The sequence below is a fragment of the Tessaracoccus luoxuelianae genome (genome assembly GCF_054483915.1).
Genome location: NZ_CM137013.1, coordinates 2,913,077 through 2,930,626 on the forward strand (window position 1 = coordinate 2,913,077; position 17,550 = coordinate 2,930,626).

Sequence of the window (17,550 nt, forward strand, 5' to 3'; positions counted from 1 at the left end):
GTCCGTTCGAAGTACTCAGTGTCAAGGCGAAACCTCGCCTGGAACAGCACTTCGAAAGGACCACTCCCATGAAGCTCTCCCGCCTCTTCGTCGCCGGCTCCCTCGCACTGGCCGCCACCGTCGGTTCCGCTGCTCTGGCCCACGCCGACGACCACACCTCCACCATCTCCATCCTGCACGGCGTGCCCGACGCCACCGTCGACGTCTACGCCAACGGCGCCGAGCTGCTGACCAACTTCGCCCCCGGCACCCTGACCGACCCGCAGGAACTGCCCGAGGGCACCTACGACCTCAAGGTCGTCGCGGCAGGCGCAGGCGCCGACGGAGCCGCGATCATCACGGCCGACGACGTTGCCGTCCCGGCAGGCGCGAACATCACCATCGTGGCCCACCTCATGGCCGACGGAAAGCCCGTCCTCACCCCCTTCGTCAACGACACCTCCGCCTCGGACAAGGGCGCCCGCCTGACGGTTCGCCACGTGGCCGCAGCCCCCGCCGTGGACGTCCGCGCCGGCGGAGCCGTCGCGGTCCCCGGCCTGGAGAACCCGAAGGAAGCCAAGCTCAACATCGCCGCCGGCACGGTTGCCGCTGACGTGGTGGCCGCGGGCACCGACACCGTCGTCCTCGGCCCCGCCGACCTGGACATCAAGGCCGGCATGAACACCATCGTCTACGCGTGGGGTTCGCTGGAAGACGAGAACCTGGCTCTCGCGACCCAGAGCGTGAAGCTGGCCACCGGCATGCCGAGCACCGGCGCCGAAGGCCCGGCCGACACCTCGTTCCTCAACCTGGCGGTCGCGTCCCTGCTCCTCGCGGGTGTGGCCACCACGGTTGTCGCCTCGCAGCGGGCCCGCGCGCGCAGCTGATCCGAGTCCCCCCGACTGCGGCTCCCGCCCTCCACATGGTTCCCAGGGGCGGGAGCCGCGCCTCGTCTCCGCCATCACCGGTTGGCGGTGTGCAAGACTGGCCCCGTGACTGTCGACGCACCCGCCACCCCCATCGGGGTCCTCGCGGCACGCTTCTCGGAGGGCGACGAGTCGGCTCTGCGAGAGGCGTTCACACGCTGGTCCCGGCTCATTCACACGATCGCACGAAGCTCACTGGGGTCCTCGGACGACGCAGACGACGTCACCCAACAGGTGTTCATCGCAGCCTGGTCGTCCCGGGCCTCGCTTCGGGCCAGCGACGAGTCGCTGCCGGCGTGGCTGATCGGCATCTGCCGGCTCAAGGTGATCGACGCGTTGCGCGCCAGGACCCGGGCGTTCCGCAAGGACGAGGCCATGACCCAGGAGGCCATGACGGGGGACCCGCCCATCGAGGCGGCCCGGGTGGACGAGGTGATCGACTCGGTCATCATCCACGACGCCTTGGCTGCCCTGGGTGACCCACGGGCGACCATCCTGCGGCTGGTGTATCTGGAGGATCGCACCCACGACGAGGTCGCCAGGCGGCTTGATCTGCCGCTGGGAACCGTGAAGAGTCACGTCAGACGAGGTTTGGAAAGGCTGAGAGCAGTGTTCGAGGAGGTGGACGCAGCATGATCGAGCGCGAGAGTTTCCCGTTGGACGCAGTGGCTGACCGCTTCCGCCGCGCTGCCCGCGCCGAACCCCAATGGTCGGATCCCGGCGACGGCACCTGGGACGCCATCGCGGCCGCCACCGGGGTCGCGGCGGCACCGGGCCCACCAACGCCACCCGAGCCTGCGTCTGCCCCGAGCGTCGGGATCGGCCGCCGGGAGTGGCTGTTCGGGCTGGGCGGCGTCCTCCTGGGCGCAGCCGCCGGCGCCACCGGGATGTGGGCCTCAGGTGGGGCGGCAGAGCTGGGCGACGCGGTGCGTCGCGCCGTCCTCACCCCCCTGGACCGCCCCGATGAGGAGCTCGGCCGCGCGGAGTTGCTCCGCCGCAGCGCCGGCTACAGCCTGGCGGTCGAAGTGCCCGGCGGGGTGAACAACCCCAACGGCTACGTCGAGGTCTGGCTGATCAACATCGACCTCGCGCGCATGATCTCGGTGGGCGTCTTCGCCGCAGACGAGGTGGGCCGCTTCACCATCGACCCGTCGCTGATCGAGTCGGGCTATCTCATCGTGGACCTCTCCAACGAGCTGTTCGACGACGAGCCCCGTCACTCCGGCGACACGATCATGCGCGGAGAACTGCAGCTCTGACCCTGGTGCGCTACACCCGGGACCAGAGCGGCGTCTTCAGCTCGTTGTAGTCGGTCACCGGGTCGAAGCACACCGTGCCGCGGCACACGTAGACCGCGTGCTCGGTGCGGTGCTCGAGGTGCGACCCCCAGCCGTCCGCGCCCTCGGACGCCGTCAGCACCACCGACCCGGGCGGGGCCAGCCGCCACGCGGCGCGGGCCAGCTCGTCGAACGGGTCAGGGCTCACCACCACCGCGACAGCGGGCTTCAGCCCTCGGCGCGCCTCGTCCGACATCATCAGGTCGGCCAGCGCCGCGCCCGCGAACCGGGGGGTCTCGGCAACCGCGACCCATGTGGTCCGGGCGGCGGCATCCGCCCTGTCGACGAGGTCCTGCCGCTCGGCGAGCAGGCCCACCACCCGCAGCGCCGCCACCAGGGCCGACGTGCCGCTGGGCGTGACGCTGTCGGTGAAGGAGCGGGGCCGGTCGAACAACCCGGTCTCCGCCGCGTCGTAGAACCCGCCGTCGGCGTGGCCGAACAACTCGACGGCGCGGTCGGCCAGCGCCTCCGCCCGGCGCAGCCATCGGGCGTCCCCCGTCGCCCCGGCCAGCAGCGCGAACGCCTCGGCAACGGCCCCGAAGTCCTCCGCGACACCCACGCCCTCGCCCGCGACACCCTCGCGCGAGGAGCGCCGAAGGTCGCCGTCGGCCAGGTGCACCGCGACGAGGTGCTCGGCGGCCCTCACCGCCAGCTCCAACCACCCCGGCTCGTTGAACACCATTGACCCGGTCACCAGCGACGAGATCATCCAGCCGTTCCAGGCGGCCACCACCAGCGCGTCGGAACCGGGACGGAAGCGGGTGCCGCGCTCCTCCAGGAGGACTGCGGCCACCTCCTCCAGCTTCGCGAAGTCCGGCCGTCCGCGGAGCTGCAGCGTGGACAGCCCGTCCTCGAACGTGCCGCCCCTGGTCACGTGGAAGACCTCGGAGGCCCACTCCCCCAACTCCGGGCCGAGGGCGTCGTCGAGCAGTTCCGGGTCCCAGAGGTAGAAGATGCCCTCGTGGACGGCGCCTCGGATGTCGCAGGAGTCGGCGTCGAGCCCGCTGATGAAGGCGCCCTGCTCGCTCACCATCTCCCGCTCCAGCCATTCAACGATGCCGTAGGCGGTGCGCTCGAACAGCGCCCGCAGGCCGGAATCGTGGTCTGCGGTGCGGCGCCAGCCGCGCACGTAGGTGCCCAGCAGCAGCGCGTTGTCGTAGAGCATCTTCTCGAAGTGGGGCACCACCCAGCCGGCGTCGACGGCGTAGCGGTGGAAGCCCCCGCCCACCTGGTCGTAGATGCCGCCGCGGGCCATGGCCTCGAGGGTGCGCTGGGCGAGCTCGAGCGTGCGCGGGTCGCCCTTGACCAGGAGCGCGTCGATGAGGGTTGGGGCCGGGAACTTGGGCTGATGCCCGAAGCCGCCGTGGATGAGGTCGAAGGAGGACTCGACGGTGTCGACCGCCTGGCGCAGGTCCGGCGCCGCCTCCTGCACGGGCGCCTCGTGGCCCTTGAGCGTGGCGACGATGTGGTCGGCCGAGCCGATGATCGTGTCGCGGCGCGAGCGCCACGCCTCCGCCATCGCCTCGAGCACCTGGCGCAGCGAGGGCTGTCCGCCCTGCGGCTCCGGGGGGAAGTAGGTGCCGGTGAAGAACGGGGCGCCGGAGGGCGTGAGGAATGCTGTCATCGGCCAGCCGCCCGACCCTCCGTTCATCGCCTGGGTGGCAGTCATGTACACCGCGTCGACGTCGGGGTGCTGCTGTCGGTCCACCTTGATGGCCACGAAGTGCTCGTTGAGGTAGCGGGCGATCTCGGGATCGTCGAACGACTCGTGGCTCATCACGTGGCACCAGTGGCAGGAGGCGTAGCCCACGGACAGCATGATGGGCCGGTCCAGCTCGACGGCTGCGGCGAGGGCCTCCGGGGACCACTCCCACCAGTCGATGGCTTGGTATGCGTGCTGCAGGAGGTAGTCGCTGGCGGACTGGGCGAGGCGGTTGACCATGCGCGTAAGCGTATCGGCCGCCGCCACGGGAGTCGCGGCGGGTACCCTCCCCCGGTATTGTGCGCCGGCTTGCCCCGTCCGACACACTTGAGTCATGCCCCAAGCACAGGCCTCACCCCCCACGCTGTCCCGCGCCCTCGTCGTCGTCGGCGGCCTGCTGGCCCTGATGTGGGGTCTGGAGGTGATCGACGTGTTGACGCTCAACAGCCTGGACAATCTCGGCATCGAGCCACGCCAGACCAGCGATCTGCCCAACATCCTGGTGGCACCGTTCCTGCACTTCGGATGGCCTCACCTGATCGGCAACACGCTGCCCTTCCTGGTACTCGGCGTCCTCACCTACCTCGCCGGAGTGGTGCGGTGGGTGGTGGCCAGCATCACCTCCGTGCTGACCTCAGGCCTGGCGGCCTGGTTCCTGTCCCCGGTGGGCACCATCACCGCCGGGGCCTCCGGGGTCATCTTCGGCTGGCTCACCTACCTCCTGGTGCGGGGGATCTTCAGCGGCAGGCCCGGCCAGATCGCCATCGCGGTGGTGGTCTTCCTCCTCTACGGCTCCGTGTTGTGGGGGGTCTTCCCGACGGCGCCTGGGGTCAGCTGGCAGGCTCACCTGGGCGGGGCCATCGGCGGCGTGGTCGCGGCCTGGCAGCTGCACCGTCGCCCGGATCAGCAGCGCGCCTAGATGTAGAACTCGGGCGTGGTGGGGAGGTCGCGGAGGCCGGCGAAGAGGTCGGTCTCCGGGATCATCGTCGGCACCTTGGAGATCACCAGCTGGTAGTCCTCCGTGGGCCAGCCCGCCTGCTGGATGGCCAGCGGCACCGTGAACCATGGCCCGTCGGGGTCGATCTGGGTGGCGTGTGCCCTCAACGCCTCGTCGCGGGCCGGGAAGTACTTCGAGCACTCGACGAACGTGGTCAGCCGTGCGTGTGAGTACGGGTCGTCGTCGCGGGCCGGAACCTGGTAGTCCAGCCCGCTCTCGTGCATCGCCATCTCCAGCATCTCGTAGCGACGACGGTGGAAGCTCATGTGGTAGTACAGCTTGGCCGCCTGCCACGCCTCGCCGTGCTCGGGCCAGGCCTCCGGGTCCGCGGCCGCGCGGAACGCCTCCACCGTGATCCGGTGGCACATGATGTGATCGGCGTGCGGATAGCCGCCCCGCTCGTCGTAGGTGGTCACGACGTGGGGCCGGAACTGGCGGATCACCGCAACCAGGCGCCCCGCCGCGACCTTCGGGTCCTGCAGTCCGAAGCACCCCTCCGGCAGTGGCGGCGGCGGATCCCCCTCGGGGAAGCCGGAGTCCACAAATCCCAACCAGACCTGGCTGATGCCCAGGATCTCCCTGGCCCGCTCCATCTCGCGCCGCCGGATCTCGGCGATGTTGGCCTCCACGAACGGGTCTCCCGCGAGCTTCGGGTTGAGCACCGAGCCCCGCTCCCCTCCGGTACAGGTGGCCACCATCACCTGAATTCCCTCGTCGACGTACCTGAGGGTGGTGGCCGCGCCCTTGCTGGACTCGTCGTCGGGGTGGGCGTGGACGTGCAGCAACCGCAGCTGGGTGGGCTCGGGGCCTGGCATGCCCCGTATTGTGGCAGGCGCGGATGGCCGGCCGGCGCGGGCAGGGCACAATGGACGGCGTGACCAGCCAGGACGAAGCCCGCATCGCCGCCCGCTACCCCAGGCGTTCCGCCGTGGATTACCTGATCGGCGGCGGGGCCGCCCTCGCCGTGCTGGGCGTCATCGTGCTGGTGGTCGTCACCGGGATCACCCGGGCCAACCCGCCTGTGGCCGCCATGGTCCGCGACTTCGACGTCATCAGCCCCACGAAGGTTGTCGCGGCGCTCGTGATCCAACGCACGGATCCCTCCACGCTGGTGGAGTGCAGCATCTACGCGCAGGCGACCTCCTACGAGAAGGTCGCCGAGCAGCTGGTGAAGGTCCCGGCCGGCACCGAGGTACTCACCACCGTCGAGGTGACGCTGACCACGGTCAAGGAGGCCACGAGCCTCAGCATCGAGGGGTGCCGCGCGGTGGGCTGATAGGCTTGCTGAATGTCTGAAACTTCTACCGACGTGGTCTGGCTCACGCAAGAGGCCTACGACAAGCTCGAGGCCGAACTCAACAATCTGAAGCTTGTGGGGCGCCCGGACGTGACCGCACGCATCGCCTCTGCCCGCGAGGAGGGCGACCTCAGCGAGAACGGCGGCTACCACGCCGCCCGCGAGGAGCAGGGCCAGATGGAGGGGCGCATCCGTCAACTCGAGCACCTGCTGCGGCGCGCCCAGGTGGGCGAACCGGAGGGCGCGCACGACGAGGTGGCGCCGGGAAAGGTGATCACGGTCGCCTACGACGGCGACCCCGACGACACCGAAACGTTTCTCCTCGGCTCCCGCGAGATCCTGGGCTCTGATTCCTCCATCAGCCACGCGGTGTCGCCGCAGGCGCCGCTCGGCGCCGCCGTCGTCGGCGCGAAACTGGGCGACGAGGTGCGCTACGAGGCGCCCAACGGCCGCGAGATCATGGTCGTGGTGACCGGGATCACCACTCTCTGACCCTTACCCGAGCAGCTGGGCCGCCACCTCGGCGCTCAGCTCCCCCCGAGCCACCCGCGCCAGGATCTGATCCTGTGCGCTCGCCGACGGGGGCGCCTCCGACGGGGACGCCTCCGATGTGGGCGCCTCGTCGGTCGGCGTGAGGCCCAGCTTGGCCAGCACGGCGTCCAGACGGGCCCTCGCCGTCGGGTAGGAGACCTGGAGATGCTTCTCCACCTCACGCAGGTTTCCCCGGGAGCCGAGGAAGACCCGAAGCAGGCCGAGGTCGGCCTCGCTCAGCGCACAGAAGTCACATCCGGCGAACTCGCCGGCGATCTCGGTGCCGCACTGCAGGCATCCCTTGCGGATGGTGATGAGCGCTTCCCCGCACACGGGGCAGTCCGCGGGGGCGTGGTACAGGTGGCGTCCGGTCATCTCAGTCCTCCGACCTGATGGTGGCCATGCCCATCACGACGGCCACGTCGAGCCGCGCCGAGCCGTTGCCGACGACATATTCGTCGACGCCTTCGCCGCCCCCTGGCCAGGTGATCCTGCCAAGGCGCGCCTCGCCACGGATGGTGACGTTGGCACCCTTCGTGAGATGGACCGTGAGGGTGCCGGACTCGACCCTGAGTCGCGACCGACCCATGCTGATGGGGCCACTGATGCTGATCCCGCCGGCCTGACTCAGCAGGTCCTCCACCTCGTGCACGTCCTCAAGGCTCGAGCCGCCGGCCGTCACCCTGATCCGTCCCAGCCTCGGCACATTCAGGGTGCGCAGCCCGCCGGTGGTGACCTCCGCATCGACGATGAGCTGAGGGTTGACGCGGATGGTGAGTTCCTTGCCCAGCCCGATGTCGCGGAGATCGTCGAGGTTGCGCGGTGGCCGGATCAGGGAGAATCCCTGGAAGCTGGGGCCGAACTCGCCGGTGGAGTTGACCTCCATCACCGTGCCCACGCGGCGCAGGACGTGCGGGCCGTCGATGGTCAGCGTCGAGACGGTGGGGTCTCCCTCGATCCGCACCCGCCGGCCCACCGCGGTGACAGAGATGCGCGCCAGCCCGCCGGCCTTGGGACCGCCGGGGGCGGAGTTGTCCGCGGGTGTGTCGCGGGGCGTGTCCTGCGGGGTCGTCAGGGCTGCCGCCGCCTTCGCTGCTTCGATGCGGCGGCCGGCTTCGGCGGCGTCGATGCGCCCGGCGGCCAGGTCGTCCAGGATAGGACCGAGATCGGGGTTGGTCATGACCTAATGGTAAGCCTGCTTTCCATATTCGGAAGTCCCGGTTGCCATTTATCGGGGGAGGGTCAGGTGCATCCCTGGGCGACTCACGAGGTCTGGGCGTGTGCCAGAGTTGGTCACATGCCGAAGCCGCTCGCCGAACTCGTCGCACCGGACTGGGCCGCGGCCCTCGCCCCGGTGGAGGACCGCATCGCCGCCATGGGCGCCTATCTTCGGGAGGAGGTGGCCGAGGGGCACGGCTACCTGCCGGCCGGGGAGAACATCCTGCGCGCGTTCACGCGCCCACTCGCGGAGGTGCGCGTGCTCATCCTCGGGCAGGACCCCTACCCCACCCCCGGCAACGCCGTCGGCCTGTCCTTCTCGGTGGCCCCGGAGGTCCGCCCCCTGCCCGGCAGCCTGGTCAACATCTACCGTGAGCTGAAGGCGGACCTGGGCATCGAGCCGGCGCCCCACGGGGATCTGACGCACTGGTTCGAGCAGGGCGTGCTGCTGCTCAATCGTGTGCTGACGGTGCGGCCCGGCGCGCCCGCGTCGCACAGGGGCAAGGGCTGGGAGGAGGTCACGGCGTGCGCGGTTGAGGCGCTGGCGGCCCGGGGCGGCCCGCTGGTGGCGATCCTCTGGGGACGGGACGCGCAGACGGCCCGCCCACTGCTGGGCGAGGTGCCGGTGCTGGCCAGCGCCCACCCGTCGCCGTTGTCGGCCAGGAGCGGCTTCTTCGGGTCGCGGCCCTTCAGCCAGGCGAACCTCCTGTTGGACGAACAGGGCGCCGCCCCCATCGACTGGCGCATCCCATCCTGAGCCCTTGGGGGGCCGGTTAGCATCGTAACCATGGAGATCGACGTCCTCGCCTGGCTCAACGCCCGCCGCGGCCACCCGCAGATGGTGTCGGAGGCCGATGCCCTCGCCGGCCGAAGCGCCCCCGTGCTGTCCCCGATGCCTGTCCACGAGGTGCTCGGCCTCCCCCTCGACGAGGTACCCGCAGGCTGCGAGGTGGCCTACTTCGCGCTCGGTTGCTACTGGGGTGAGGAGCGGCTGTTCTGGGAGACCGACGGCGTGGTCAACACCGCTGCCGGCTTCATGGGCGGCTTCACCCCCAACCCCACCTACAAGGAGACCTGCACGGGCCTCACCGGGCACACGGAGACGGTGCGCGTGGTCTTCGACCCGACCCGCGTCTCGTTCGAGGACCTGCTGAGGCTCTTCTGGGAGAACCACGACCCCACTCAGCTCAACCGACAGGGTAACGACGTCGGCACCCAGTACCGCTCGGCCGTGTTCGCCGTCGACGACGCCCAGCGCGAAGCGGCTGAGCGCACGCGAGCCGAGTTCCAGGCCCGCCTCACCGAGGCCGGATACGGGCAGATCACCACGGAGATCACTCCCGGCGCCACCTTCTACTACGCCGAGCGTGAGCATCAGCAGTACCTGCACAAGAACCCCCACGGGTACTGCCCCAACCACGCCACCGGCGTGCGGTGCGGCCCACGGGCCTGACCTGTGGAGTGGGTGCCCCCCGGCCCCTTCTACACTGGCGCCATGAGGACGTGGCGGATCGGGGCGGTGGCGCTGCTTGCCCTCGTCGCCGGCTGCACAGCACCCGCCCCCGGTCTGACCGGTAGCGGGTCCCCCACACCGGACATTCCGTCAGCCAGCCCAACCCCCTCTGCCACGGCGTCGTTCACCGGGAGGCCGCTGCCTGACAGCTACTTTCCCTTGGACTTCACCGTCACCGTGCCCCTGGCGGACGGCTCCGCGGGAGAGGTGGTCGCCGAGTTGCACCGGGTTGCCGGGGGCCTTCCGGTACTCAAGGTGGACGTGACCGCAGACGCGGCCACGCTCAGCGCGCTGCTCCCCGACCTGTCTGTGGCCACCTACCAGTGGCGCGACGGCACGATCAGCCGGGTGGACTCTGACGTGCAGTACTTCGAGCAGGCCACCTTCGACCCCGAGGATTTTCCCGTGGATTCGGTGGGGCGGATGTTCGACATCGCAGACCTCCGCGGGGTCCGCGGAGACCTGGTGCTGCAGATCGTGGACTACCGCGACGGCCAGGTACTCATGACCGTCACGTCCAGGCCCGAGTCCGAGACCGTCTTCTTCCGGCAGGACGGCACCGCGGTGGCCGTGCTGGGCATGACCAGCGTGGCGGACATCACCTCGGGCATCGAGGAAGTGATCGGGGAGGACCTCGAGGCCTACGCCGTCGGGTTCAACGCCACCCGCGGCTACTGGGCCGACCTTCCCGATGCGGAGGGCGGGGTGGTGCTGAACCGGGCACGCGTGGGCGCCGTCCCCGTCTTCGAGACCCGCCGCAACGACTCACCCACCGTAGCCACGTTCGACCCATCGCTGATCCAGGCTGCCGCGCTCGCCAAGGCGGTGGCCCAGTTCCAGACCACCCCGGAGGAGCAGTGCGACGTCGTCATCGACATGAGCCTGCAGCGCTCCGCGCCGGTGGTCAAGGTGGACTGCCAGGGCGAGCTGCACTACGCGGACCTCGAAGGCCGCGACATGACGGCGCTCGTCGACTGAACGCGGGCCCTACTGCCCCAGGTCGTCGGTGGAGAAGGTGTCGCACACATTCGGATCGCCGCTGTTGAAGCCCTTGGCCACCCACAGCTGGCGCATCTCGGACGAGCCATGGGTCCAGCTCTCGGGGACCACACGGCCGCCCTGTTGCTGCTGGATGTGGTCGTCCCCGACGGCCCGCGCCGCGTCCACGATGCGGTTCAGGTCGTCCTGGGTGATGGACTCGATCGGCGACTCGGGATCCTGGAGCGTATTGGCGAACCACACCCCCGCGTAACAGTCCGCCTGCAGCTCCAACCGGACCTGGCCCGAGGTGGGGCCGGAGTCGTTGCCCATCGAGCGGGCCTGCTGCATGGTGCCGGTGAGGTTGGAGATGTGGTGGCCGTACTCGTGCGCGACGATGTAGGCCTCTGCGGCATAGCCCCCGGCTGCGCCGAGCTGGTTGAGCAGGACGCCCATGAACTCCGTGTCGATGTAGATCGTCTGGTCGCCTGGGCAGTAGAACGGGCCCATCTCGGAGGAGCCGGTGCCGCAGGCTGTGGCCACCTGCCCGCTGAACAGCTGCGTGGTGGCCGGGCTGTAGCCCTCGACGACCTGGCTCCAGTAGTTCTCGATCGCGACGACATAGGCGGGCCAGCGACATTCCGGGTTGCTCTCGATGTCCGCCCCGGTCTGGCAGTCCGGATTCGGTTCGACCTGCTGGGGCGCCGCCTCACCGCCGCCGAGGATGTCGTCCGGATTGATGCCCAGGTTGCCGCCGCCGAACACCATGAGCAGAATCGCGATGATGAGGCCACCGAGCCCGCCACCGACCGCCAGGCCACGGCCGCCGCGCCTGCCCCCACCGCCGCCGCCGTAGCGAATGTTGGCGTTGTCGATTCGGGCATTGTCACGAAACTCCACGGCGCGCCTCCCTCAGCTCTGTTCCGCCATACTAACCGCCGGCCGTCATCGCGGCGCTCAATCGCGCCCGGGGGCACCGTCTAGACTTGTCCAATGCGCGTCGTGGGGGTCACCAGTCCAGTGGGGGCGCCGGTGATCAGCTACCACGTGGAGCACGGGCAGCACCCGAAGGTGACCATGTTCGACCACGGCTATGTGCCGATCCGGCCCCTGTCCGCCACCATGCACGACGGCGAGATCTTGTTCACCTGGCTGGTGCGCGACGTGTGCGCCGCGGATCACCGCCCCCTCGAGCGGCACACCGTGTACGTGGCCTCCTCGAGTGAGACCCCGCACCGGCATCAACGGATCGGCGCCTACGCGCTCGTGGTCTCCGACCGCGGCCTCCTCGGCACCATCAATTCCTCCGTCACTGCGGCCCCCGGCACCTGGGCCCTGCCCGGCGGCGGCGTGGACCCGGGCGAATCACCGGCGGACGCCGTGCTGCGGGAGGTGTTCGAGGAGACGGGCCAGAACGTGGTCATCGACAGGGTGTTGACCCTGGAGTCCGAGCACTGGGTGGGGCGCTCATTGGCGGGGCGGCTGGAAGACTTTCACGCCCTCCGCGTGGTCTACGGGGCCACATGCGAAGCACCCAGCGACCCCGTCGTCCACGATGTGGGTGGATCGACGCAAGGGGCCAGCTGGGTGCCGACGCGCTCCTGGCGCTCACTGCATTGGACCAATGGCTCGCGGACGCTGCTCTCGCAGTACGCCCGCAAGCTCAGCCGGCCTCAGTTCCTGAAGTAGCTCATGATGCGCAGGATCTCGGTGTACAGCCACACCATGGTGACCGTGATGCCGAGGGCCGCGCGCCACGATTCCTGAGCCGGGGCCTGGGCGGCGATGCCGCGCTCCACGGAATCAAAATCCACCACGAGGCTGAGCACGGCCAGGATGACCGCGATCACGGAGATGCCGATGGACAGCAGGCCGGCGCCCGAGCCGATGTCACGGATGCCGAGGTTGATGCCGAACAGCGCAAGGACGAGGTTGACCAGGAACACGGCCGCCAACGACGCCGTGGCGATGAACACGACCTTGCGGAACTTCGCGGTGACCCTGATGTTGAAGAACTTGTACGCCGCGAGGGTGGCGCCGGCTGTCACGAAGGTGGCGAGCACGGCGGAGACCACGATGCCGGGGTACATCATCTCGAACAGGAGCGAGAACGCGCCGACGAAGACGCCCTCGATGACGGCGTAGAACAGCACGCCGCCGATGGGGAGCTTGGCGCGGCCGGCCACCATCAGTACGGTCACGAACCCGACCAGGGCCGAGACGATGACCGCCGGGTACAGCAGGTTCGGCGGCATGAACATGAAGGTGGCGATCGCGGTGACGAAGACCACGCCGAGCATGATGGCCGTCTTGGCGATCACGTCGTCGAGCGTCATCACGCCGCCGGTGCGGACCGGCTGCTGGTAGGGGGCGGTGGCCGGCGGCGGGTACTGGGAGTACTGATGCTGGTCATAGCCGTAGGTGGGCTGCTGCGGGGCAGCGTTGCGGGTGAAGGCGTCGGGGCGCCCGATGATGGGATTTGCCATGTCACTTGCTCTTTCTGGGTGCAACCCGAGGAGGAGGCTGTCGATCTCCATGGTACCGAGAGGCGCAACCAAAGCTGTGCTTCGCCCACTCGGGCGCGGCGTCGCCACCCCCGTGCCAGGATCGTGGGTATGCGAACACCTCAGAGCGCGACCCTGACGTTCCTCGGGGCCGCCGGCACCGTGACAGGCTCGAAGTACCTCCTGACCATCGATGGGCGACGCATCCTCGTCGACGCGGGCATGTTCCAGGGGGAGAAGCAGTGGCGCACCCAGAACTGGGCCCACTTCCCCGTCGATCCTGCCTCGATCTCCGACGTGCTCCTCACGCACGCGCACGCCGACCACACCTCCTACCTGCCCGCGCTGGTCAAGCACGGCTTCCGCGGGCCCATCTGGTGCACGGAGGCCACGGCCCGGCTGGCGGAGATCATCCTTCGGGATTCGGGGCGGCTGCAGGAGCAGTCCGTGAGGGACGCGCTGAAGGGCGGCTACTCCAAGCACGAGCCCCCCGAGGCGCTCTACACCAGCGCGCACGTGGAGGACACGCTCCCGCTGATGCGCCCGGTTCCTTGGGATGAAGACGTGGATCTCGACGGCGTCCTGGCACGCTGGGTCCGCGCCGGGCACATCCTCGGCTCGGCGAGTGTCCACGTGAGCTTCGGCGGGCGGAGCGTCCTGTTCTCCGGGGACCTCGGCCGCCACGATCACCCGATCCTCAAGCCCCGTGAGACCCCGCCCGGCGCGGATGTGGTGCTGTGCGAATCCACCTACGGAGACCGGGAACATCTCGAGCCGGAGTTGGCGCACGAGCCGTTCGCCGAAGCAATCAGGCGCACCGTCGCCCGGGGCGGCCAGGTCGTGGTGCCGGCCTTCGCGATCGACCGGACCGAGACCGTGCTGCATGCCCTGGTGCAGCTGACCCGAGAGGGACGGATCCCCCAGGTGCCCGTGGTGGTGGACGGGCCGATGTCGATCGCGGCGCTGGCCGTGTACGCCGATGAGTCGCTGGGCGAGCTTGCCGACGACATCACGTTGGCCGACTTCACAGACCTGGACCTCAGCGAGGCACGCGAGGCCAAGGACTCGAAGAAGCTCAACCTTCGCACCGAACCCATGATCATCGTCAGCTCGTCGGGCATGGCCGAGGGCGGCCGCGTGCTCTATCACCTGCAGCGCCTCCTGCCGGATCCCCGCAACACCGTGGTCCTCACTGGATTCCAGGCCGAGGGGACCCGTGGCCGCGCGCTGGAGGACGGAGCCCACACGGTGAAGATCAACGGGCGCTACGTGCCCGTCAAAGCCGAGATCGTCCGCGACCACGAGTTCTCCGTGCACGGTGACGCGTCGGACCTCCTGGACTGGCTGCGCGCCCTGGGCAGGGAGCCGGAGACGGTCTTCGTGACGCACGGCGAGCCGGCCGCCGCCGCCACCTTCGCGCGGCGGATCGAGGACGAGCTGGGGTGGGTGGCCGTGGTGCCGAGATTCGGAGAGGTGGTCAGCCTCTTGGCCGACGCGGCGGAGCCAGAGGACGTGGACGCCACGGCCTGACCGTGCCCTCGACGGGATTCGAACCCGCACTGAAGCGGGTTTAAGCCGCCTGCCTCTGCCAGTTGGGCCACGAGGGCGCGACGGCGAGTTTATCCCGCGGAAGCACTCCCACTGCTGCGCCACCCGCCTGACCGCCTCCTCGGGGCGGTCCGGTGGCACGTGCATATCCGGACAAGCTGAGGAGGGCCGCCCGCGGAGCGGCGTGGACCGTCGCCCTCGCCCCCTGAGGAGGGCCGCCCGCGAAGCGGCGTGGACCGTCGCCCATCGCCCCCTGAGGAGGGCCGCCCGCGGAGCGGCGTGGCCTGTCTCGAAGGGTCGTGACTAGCACCTTCACGCAGATCTTGTGTCGGGTGCGGTGAGCCGTGAGTCGATGCCCGGGCGGCCGTTGTCCATGGTCTCGATGTTCCGGCCAGCCAGGTCGGTGGTCGGGTGGTGAGGCCGCCCGGGCATCGACTCCCGTCACCCCGCACTCGTCCTCCTGTGGCGTTGCCAGGTCCCGGGTGCGGGCCGGCAGGGCGGCGTTGGGGTCGGGTCTGCTCGAGCGGGATGCCGGTCGGGTGATCGTCGGGTTGGGCACCGCTGCGCAGTGCCGCCCTGCCGTCCTCCACCCTCTCGTCACCATCAGACCGCTGTTCGCTGAGGTGCCGCGAAGCGGCCTCGAAGCCTAAAAACGCAAGCTGACAAGCCAACTCACCCGCCACGTCGAGGCCCCGTCGCCGGCGCCGCACCCCCCAAGCGACGTCCAGAAACTCTTGAAAGAATCTTTGCCGGGCCCCGCTCCTGGGAGCGAAAAGTGTCAGTGGTCGGCCGTAGCGTGGACTCCATGAAGGACAAGGCGCGCGAGGTCGCGGAGCAGTTGCGCTCCGCCGACGAGCTGCGCCGCTTCGCTGAAGCCCAGACCCTCACCCTCCTGTGCGACCTCGCAGAACACTACGCGGTGGACTACGACCAGGTGGTGGAGGTGCTCGCTGAGCGCAAGGTCGTGGTCGGGGGCATCGGAACCCCCGCGGTCTCAGAGTTCATCGGATTGGAACTGGCCGGGTTGCTGCGCTGCCCACCCATTGTGGCCGCCTCCAAACTCGCCGACACCCTGAACCTGAAGCACCGCCACCCCCGGCTGTACGCGGCGACGCAGGAGGGCCGCGTCGAGGCCGGGCGGGCCTGCAAGGCCGCCGACCTGTGCCGCGAGCTGCCCGCCGAGGCGGCCGACGCCGTCACCGACCGGTGGCTGGGCAGGCAGGACGGGTTGGGTTGGACCGCCGCGTTCACCCTGTTGAAGAAGATGATCATCGAGGCGGACCAGGCCCGCGCCGCGGAACGCGAACGCCGGCAGCGCACCTCCCGCGGGGTGCACCTGTGGGGGCTGCACGACGGGGTGATGAACCTCACCGGCCGCCTCGACGTGCTCGACGCCCGCTACCTCGATGCCGCCGTCGACCGGATCGCCGACCTGCTGGCTGTCGAGCAGCCTGAGGAGTCGAAGACGATCCTCTCGGAGTGCTCGCCAACCCCGCCTACGCCCTGGCCCTGCTGCAGCAAGCGGCGCAGCCCGCGCTCCTGGAGAGCCTCGCCGCCGCCCTCGACGCCGCCCCGGCCACCACCCCCAGTGCCCAGAGCACCGCGGCTGCCGGCGCCGCACTTGCCGATCCTGCGGTTTCTGAGGGTGGGCAGCGGCATGACCCGCACTGCCTCGGCGCGCTGTGCGGCACCATCACCACCCCCCTTGCCAAGCTTCGCCCGAAGCTGGAGCTGGCGGTCCACCTCCACACCGACGCCCTCGGCGAGCTCACCGGAACCGCCCGCATCGACCGCGCCGGAGGGCGAGGGTGACGAAGGAGGACCCGCGGGCAGCGCTGGCGGTGGCGTAGTCGCGGGCAGCGAGCGCGTCGCGCACGGTGTTGGTGGCGGCCACCGACGCCGGCAGCGAGCTGGCGGTCGCGGTGTTGTGCCGCACCCCCACCACGTGGGACGACCCGTCGGGGCCGACCTCGAGGAGCTGTCGGGCCGCCGCGTGCCCGAGCAGCGTGGGCATCCACCGGTCGTAGGCGGAGGGACGCCCACCGCGCTGCACGTGTCCCAGGATGGTCACCCGCGCGCGCTCCCCCAGCCGCTCGCCGATCGCCGCCTCGACGTCGGCGCTGGTGATGCGGTTGCCCTCGAGGTCCGTGGCCCCCTCGGCGACGATGACGAGCGCGTCGCGCTGGCCCGTCGAGCGGGCCCGTTCGAGCGACTCGACCAGCCCTGCCTGCCAGCCCTGCGCCGGTGGCCCCTCGGGCAGGAGGACGGCGTCCGCACCTCCGGCGATCCCGGCCATCAGCGCGAGGTAGCCGCAGTGCCGGCCCATCACCTCCACGATGAAGGTGCGCTGGTGGCTGGCCGCCGTCGACCCGATCGCGTCGAGGGCGACGATGATGCGGTGCAGCGCCGTGTCCGCGCCGATCGTCATGTCGGTGCCGGCCATGTCGTTGTCGATGGAGCCGACGAGCCCGGCGACGATCAGCCGGGGATGGGCGTCCCGGGTCGCGGGGTCGAGCTCGCCGGCGGCGACGAGCTCGTCGAGCAGCTCGGGCCACTCGGTCCGCAGCTCCTCCGCGCCGCGCAACGACCCGTCGCCGCCGATCACGACCAGCCGGTCGATGCCGTGCTGCACCAGGTTGCGGGCGGCCCGACGGCGTCCGTCCCGCTGCACGAACTCCGGGCAGCGGGCCGTGCCGAGGACGGTCCCGCCGCGCTGCAGGATGGAGCTGACGTCGCTCCAGCCCACCGCTCGGATCCCGTCCCCGCCGGCGACGGCGCCGCGCCAGCCCTCGAGCACGGCATACGGCTCCCCACCCATGCGCAGGGTGGTGCGCACCACTGCGCGCACGGCGGCGTTCATCCCCGGGGAGTCGCCCCCGGAGGTGAGCACCCCGATCCGCACCGGCGGCTCGGTCGGACCCGGGGAGGCCCCGGGAGGGGTCGGGGAGTCTGCGGGACGCATGGTCAGCACCTTTCCATCACGGTATGCCGTGACCGGTCAGGTCCATCCTCGCGCACCC

Annotated in this window: 20 protein-coding genes and 1 tRNA gene; 12 read left to right on the top strand and 9 right to left on the bottom strand. The window is 70.1% G+C overall.

The genetic code is table 11. The annotated features are described in order from the left end of the window. Nucleotides 1-68 precede the first annotated feature (68 nt). The 3 genes from ACX1D1_RS13440 (at nucleotide 69) to ACX1D1_RS13450 (ending at nucleotide 2,164) form a co-directional block, all read left to right on the top strand. Complete coding sequence (locus tag ACX1D1_RS13440; protein WP_459054865.1) at nucleotides 69-866, top strand: DUF4397 domain-containing protein; 798 nt, start codon at nucleotides 69-71, stop codon at nucleotides 864-866. Between the two features lie 105 nt (nucleotides 867-971). Continuing rightward, nucleotides 972-1,541, top strand: a complete 570-nt coding sequence (locus ACX1D1_RS13445; RefSeq protein WP_459054866.1) for an RNA polymerase sigma factor — start codon at nucleotides 972-974, stop codon at nucleotides 1,539-1,541. Next, entirely contained in the window at nucleotides 1,538-2,164 is a 627-nt protein-coding gene (locus ACX1D1_RS13450) for an anti-sigma factor (protein ID WP_182781824.1), read from the top strand. Before ACX1D1_RS13445 ends, ACX1D1_RS13450 begins: the two co-directional genes overlap by 4 nt. Nucleotides 2,165-2,174: 10 nt before the next feature. On the opposite strand, the gene ACX1D1_RS13455 is transcribed toward ACX1D1_RS13450, so the two are convergent. Next, nucleotides 2,175-4,184, bottom strand: a complete 2,010-nt coding sequence (locus ACX1D1_RS13455) for a thioredoxin domain-containing protein (RefSeq protein ID WP_459054867.1) — start codon at nucleotides 4,182-4,184, stop codon at nucleotides 2,175-2,177. Nucleotides 4,185-4,278: 94 nt separating this feature from the next. Here ACX1D1_RS13455 and ACX1D1_RS13460 point away from each other — a divergent pair, with 94 nt between their 5' ends. Beyond that, nucleotides 4,279-4,863: a rhomboid family intramembrane serine protease gene (locus ACX1D1_RS13460; protein ID WP_182781822.1), complete on the top strand. Its 585-nt coding sequence runs from the start codon at nucleotides 4,279-4,281 to the stop codon at nucleotides 4,861-4,863. On the opposite strand, the gene mca is transcribed toward ACX1D1_RS13460, so the two are convergent. Next, nucleotides 4,860-5,756, bottom strand: a complete 897-nt coding sequence (gene mca, locus ACX1D1_RS13465; RefSeq protein ID WP_182781821.1) for a mycothiol conjugate amidase Mca — start codon at nucleotides 5,754-5,756, stop codon at nucleotides 4,860-4,862. The two genes, ACX1D1_RS13460 and mca, sit on opposite strands and share 4 nt — an antisense overlap. 59 nt (nucleotides 5,757-5,815) lie before the next feature. Here mca and ACX1D1_RS13470 point away from each other — a divergent pair, with 59 nt between their 5' ends. Then, a complete protein-coding gene (locus ACX1D1_RS13470; protein ID WP_182781820.1) occupies nucleotides 5,816-6,217 on the top strand; it encodes a DUF4307 domain-containing protein in 402 nt (133 codons plus the stop codon). Between the two features lie 12 nt (nucleotides 6,218-6,229). Next, nucleotides 6,230-6,730: a transcription elongation factor GreA gene (greA, locus tag ACX1D1_RS13475; protein WP_182781819.1), complete on the top strand. Its 501-nt coding sequence runs from the start codon at nucleotides 6,230-6,232 to the stop codon at nucleotides 6,728-6,730. A 3-nt stretch (nucleotides 6,731-6,733) separates the two neighbouring features. Here greA and ACX1D1_RS13480 read toward each other — a convergent pair whose 3' ends face one another. Next, nucleotides 6,734-7,144, bottom strand: coding sequence for a DUF2089 domain-containing protein (locus ACX1D1_RS13480; RefSeq protein ID WP_182798572.1), 411 nt, complete (start codon nucleotides 7,142-7,144; stop codon nucleotides 6,734-6,736). A gap of 1 nt (nucleotide 7,145) precedes the next feature. Continuing rightward, nucleotides 7,146-7,949 (bottom strand): hypothetical protein, encoded by an 804-nt coding sequence (locus ACX1D1_RS13485; RefSeq protein WP_182781817.1) that lies wholly within the window; start codon nucleotides 7,947-7,949, stop codon nucleotides 7,146-7,148. Between the two features lie 117 nt (nucleotides 7,950-8,066). On the opposite strand from ACX1D1_RS13485, the gene ACX1D1_RS13490 reads away from it, so the two are divergent. Genes ACX1D1_RS13490 through ACX1D1_RS13500 form a run of 3 tightly spaced genes read left to right on the top strand, consistent with a single transcriptional unit; the run spans nucleotide 8,067 to nucleotide 10,478 of the window. Next, complete coding sequence (locus ACX1D1_RS13490; RefSeq protein WP_459054868.1) at nucleotides 8,067-8,744, top strand: uracil-DNA glycosylase; 678 nt, start codon at nucleotides 8,067-8,069, stop codon at nucleotides 8,742-8,744. A gap of 30 nt (nucleotides 8,745-8,774) precedes the next feature. After that, nucleotides 8,775-9,440 carry a peptide-methionine (S)-S-oxide reductase MsrA gene (gene msrA, locus ACX1D1_RS13495; RefSeq protein WP_459054869.1) on the top strand — a complete coding sequence of 222 codons (666 nt, stop codon included), beginning with the start codon at nucleotides 8,775-8,777 and terminating at the stop codon, nucleotides 9,438-9,440. Between the two features lie 42 nt (nucleotides 9,441-9,482). After that, on the top strand, nucleotides 9,483-10,478 hold the full coding sequence (locus ACX1D1_RS13500) for a hypothetical protein (RefSeq protein WP_182781814.1): 996 nt from the start codon (nucleotides 9,483-9,485) through the stop codon (nucleotides 10,476-10,478). Between the two features lie 9 nt (nucleotides 10,479-10,487). On the opposite strand, the gene ypfJ is transcribed toward ACX1D1_RS13500, so the two are convergent. After that, nucleotides 10,488-11,378 carry a KPN_02809 family neutral zinc metallopeptidase gene (ypfJ, locus tag ACX1D1_RS13505; protein ID WP_182781813.1) on the bottom strand — a complete coding sequence of 297 codons (891 nt, stop codon included), beginning with the start codon at nucleotides 11,376-11,378 and terminating at the stop codon, nucleotides 10,488-10,490. A 93-nt stretch (nucleotides 11,379-11,471) separates the two neighbouring features. On the opposite strand from ypfJ, the gene ACX1D1_RS13510 reads away from it, so the two are divergent. Continuing rightward, nucleotides 11,472-12,167, top strand: a complete 696-nt coding sequence (locus ACX1D1_RS13510; protein WP_255443428.1) for an NUDIX hydrolase — start codon at nucleotides 11,472-11,474, stop codon at nucleotides 12,165-12,167. Here the strand turns inward: ACX1D1_RS13510 and ACX1D1_RS13515 are convergent. Continuing rightward, nucleotides 12,152-12,964 (bottom strand): Bax inhibitor-1/YccA family protein, encoded by an 813-nt coding sequence (locus ACX1D1_RS13515; protein WP_459054870.1) that lies wholly within the window; start codon nucleotides 12,962-12,964, stop codon nucleotides 12,152-12,154. The genes ACX1D1_RS13510 and ACX1D1_RS13515 overlap by 16 nt on opposite strands. A 129-nt stretch (nucleotides 12,965-13,093) precedes the next feature. Between ACX1D1_RS13515 and ACX1D1_RS13520 the strand changes: the two genes are divergently transcribed. After that, complete coding sequence (locus tag ACX1D1_RS13520) at nucleotides 13,094-14,512, top strand: MBL fold metallo-hydrolase RNA specificity domain-containing protein (protein ID WP_459054871.1); 1,419 nt, start codon at nucleotides 13,094-13,096, stop codon at nucleotides 14,510-14,512. A 3-nt stretch (nucleotides 14,513-14,515) separates the two neighbouring features. Here the strand turns inward: ACX1D1_RS13520 and ACX1D1_RS13525 are convergent. After that, a tRNA-Leu gene (locus ACX1D1_RS13525) sits at nucleotides 14,516-14,589 on the bottom strand. A gap of 935 nt (nucleotides 14,590-15,524) precedes the next feature. Further along, the gene (locus ACX1D1_RS13530) at nucleotides 15,525-15,881 is read right to left on the bottom strand and encodes a hypothetical protein (RefSeq protein WP_459054872.1); all 357 of its coding nucleotides are present in this window, start codon (nucleotides 15,879-15,881) and stop codon (nucleotides 15,525-15,527) included. A gap of 128 nt (nucleotides 15,882-16,009) precedes the next feature. On the opposite strand from ACX1D1_RS13530, the gene ACX1D1_RS13535 reads away from it, so the two are divergent. Next, nucleotides 16,010-16,342, top strand: a complete 333-nt coding sequence (locus ACX1D1_RS13535) for a hypothetical protein (RefSeq protein ID WP_459054873.1) — start codon at nucleotides 16,010-16,012, stop codon at nucleotides 16,340-16,342. Here the strand turns inward: ACX1D1_RS13535 and ACX1D1_RS13540 are convergent. Beyond that, nucleotides 16,299-17,492 (bottom strand): 6-phosphofructokinase, encoded by a 1,194-nt coding sequence (locus ACX1D1_RS13540; RefSeq protein WP_459054874.1) that lies wholly within the window; start codon nucleotides 17,490-17,492, stop codon nucleotides 16,299-16,301. The two genes, ACX1D1_RS13535 and ACX1D1_RS13540, sit on opposite strands and share 44 nt — an antisense overlap. Nucleotides 17,493-17,550 lie beyond the last annotated feature (58 nt).

Bases quoted from the DNA above. Each gene is read 5' to 3' on its own strand.
- ACX1D1_RS13440 (WP_459054865.1), top strand. From the start codon at position 69: ATGAAGCTCTCCCGCCTCTTCGTCGCCGGCTCCCTCGCACTGGCCGCC.
- ACX1D1_RS13450 (WP_182781824.1), top strand. From the start codon at position 1,538: ATGATCGAGCGCGAGAGTTTCCCGTTGGACGCAGTGGCTGACCGCTTC.
- ACX1D1_RS13455 (WP_459054867.1), bottom strand. From the start codon at position 4,184: ATGGTCAACCGCCTCGCCCAGTCCGCCAGCGACTACCTCCTGCAGCAC.
- ACX1D1_RS13460 (WP_182781822.1), top strand. From the start codon at position 4,279: ATGCCCCAAGCACAGGCCTCACCCCCCACGCTGTCCCGCGCCCTCGTC.
- mca (WP_182781821.1), bottom strand. From the start codon at position 5,756: ATGCCAGGCCCCGAGCCCACCCAGCTGCGGTTGCTGCACGTCCACGCC.
- greA (WP_182781819.1), top strand. From the start codon at position 6,230: ATGTCTGAAACTTCTACCGACGTGGTCTGGCTCACGCAAGAGGCCTAC.
- ACX1D1_RS13480 (WP_182798572.1), bottom strand. From the start codon at position 7,144: ATGACCGGACGCCACCTGTACCACGCCCCCGCGGACTGCCCCGTGTGC.
- ACX1D1_RS13485 (WP_182781817.1), bottom strand. From the start codon at position 7,949: ATGACCAACCCCGATCTCGGTCCTATCCTGGACGACCTGGCCGCCGGG.
- ACX1D1_RS13490 (WP_459054868.1), top strand. From the start codon at position 8,067: ATGCCGAAGCCGCTCGCCGAACTCGTCGCACCGGACTGGGCCGCGGCC.
- msrA (WP_459054869.1), top strand. From the start codon at position 8,775: ATGGAGATCGACGTCCTCGCCTGGCTCAACGCCCGCCGCGGCCACCCG.
- ACX1D1_RS13500 (WP_182781814.1), top strand. From the start codon at position 9,483: ATGAGGACGTGGCGGATCGGGGCGGTGGCGCTGCTTGCCCTCGTCGCC.
- ACX1D1_RS13510 (WP_255443428.1), top strand. From the start codon at position 11,472: ATGCGCGTCGTGGGGGTCACCAGTCCAGTGGGGGCGCCGGTGATCAGC.
- ACX1D1_RS13515 (WP_459054870.1), bottom strand. From the start codon at position 12,964: ATGGCAAATCCCATCATCGGGCGCCCCGACGCCTTCACCCGCAACGCT.
- ACX1D1_RS13520 (WP_459054871.1), top strand. From the start codon at position 13,094: ATGCGAACACCTCAGAGCGCGACCCTGACGTTCCTCGGGGCCGCCGGC.
- ACX1D1_RS13540 (WP_459054874.1), bottom strand. From the start codon at position 17,492: ATGCGTCCCGCAGACTCCCCGACCCCTCCCGGGGCCTCCCCGGGTCCG.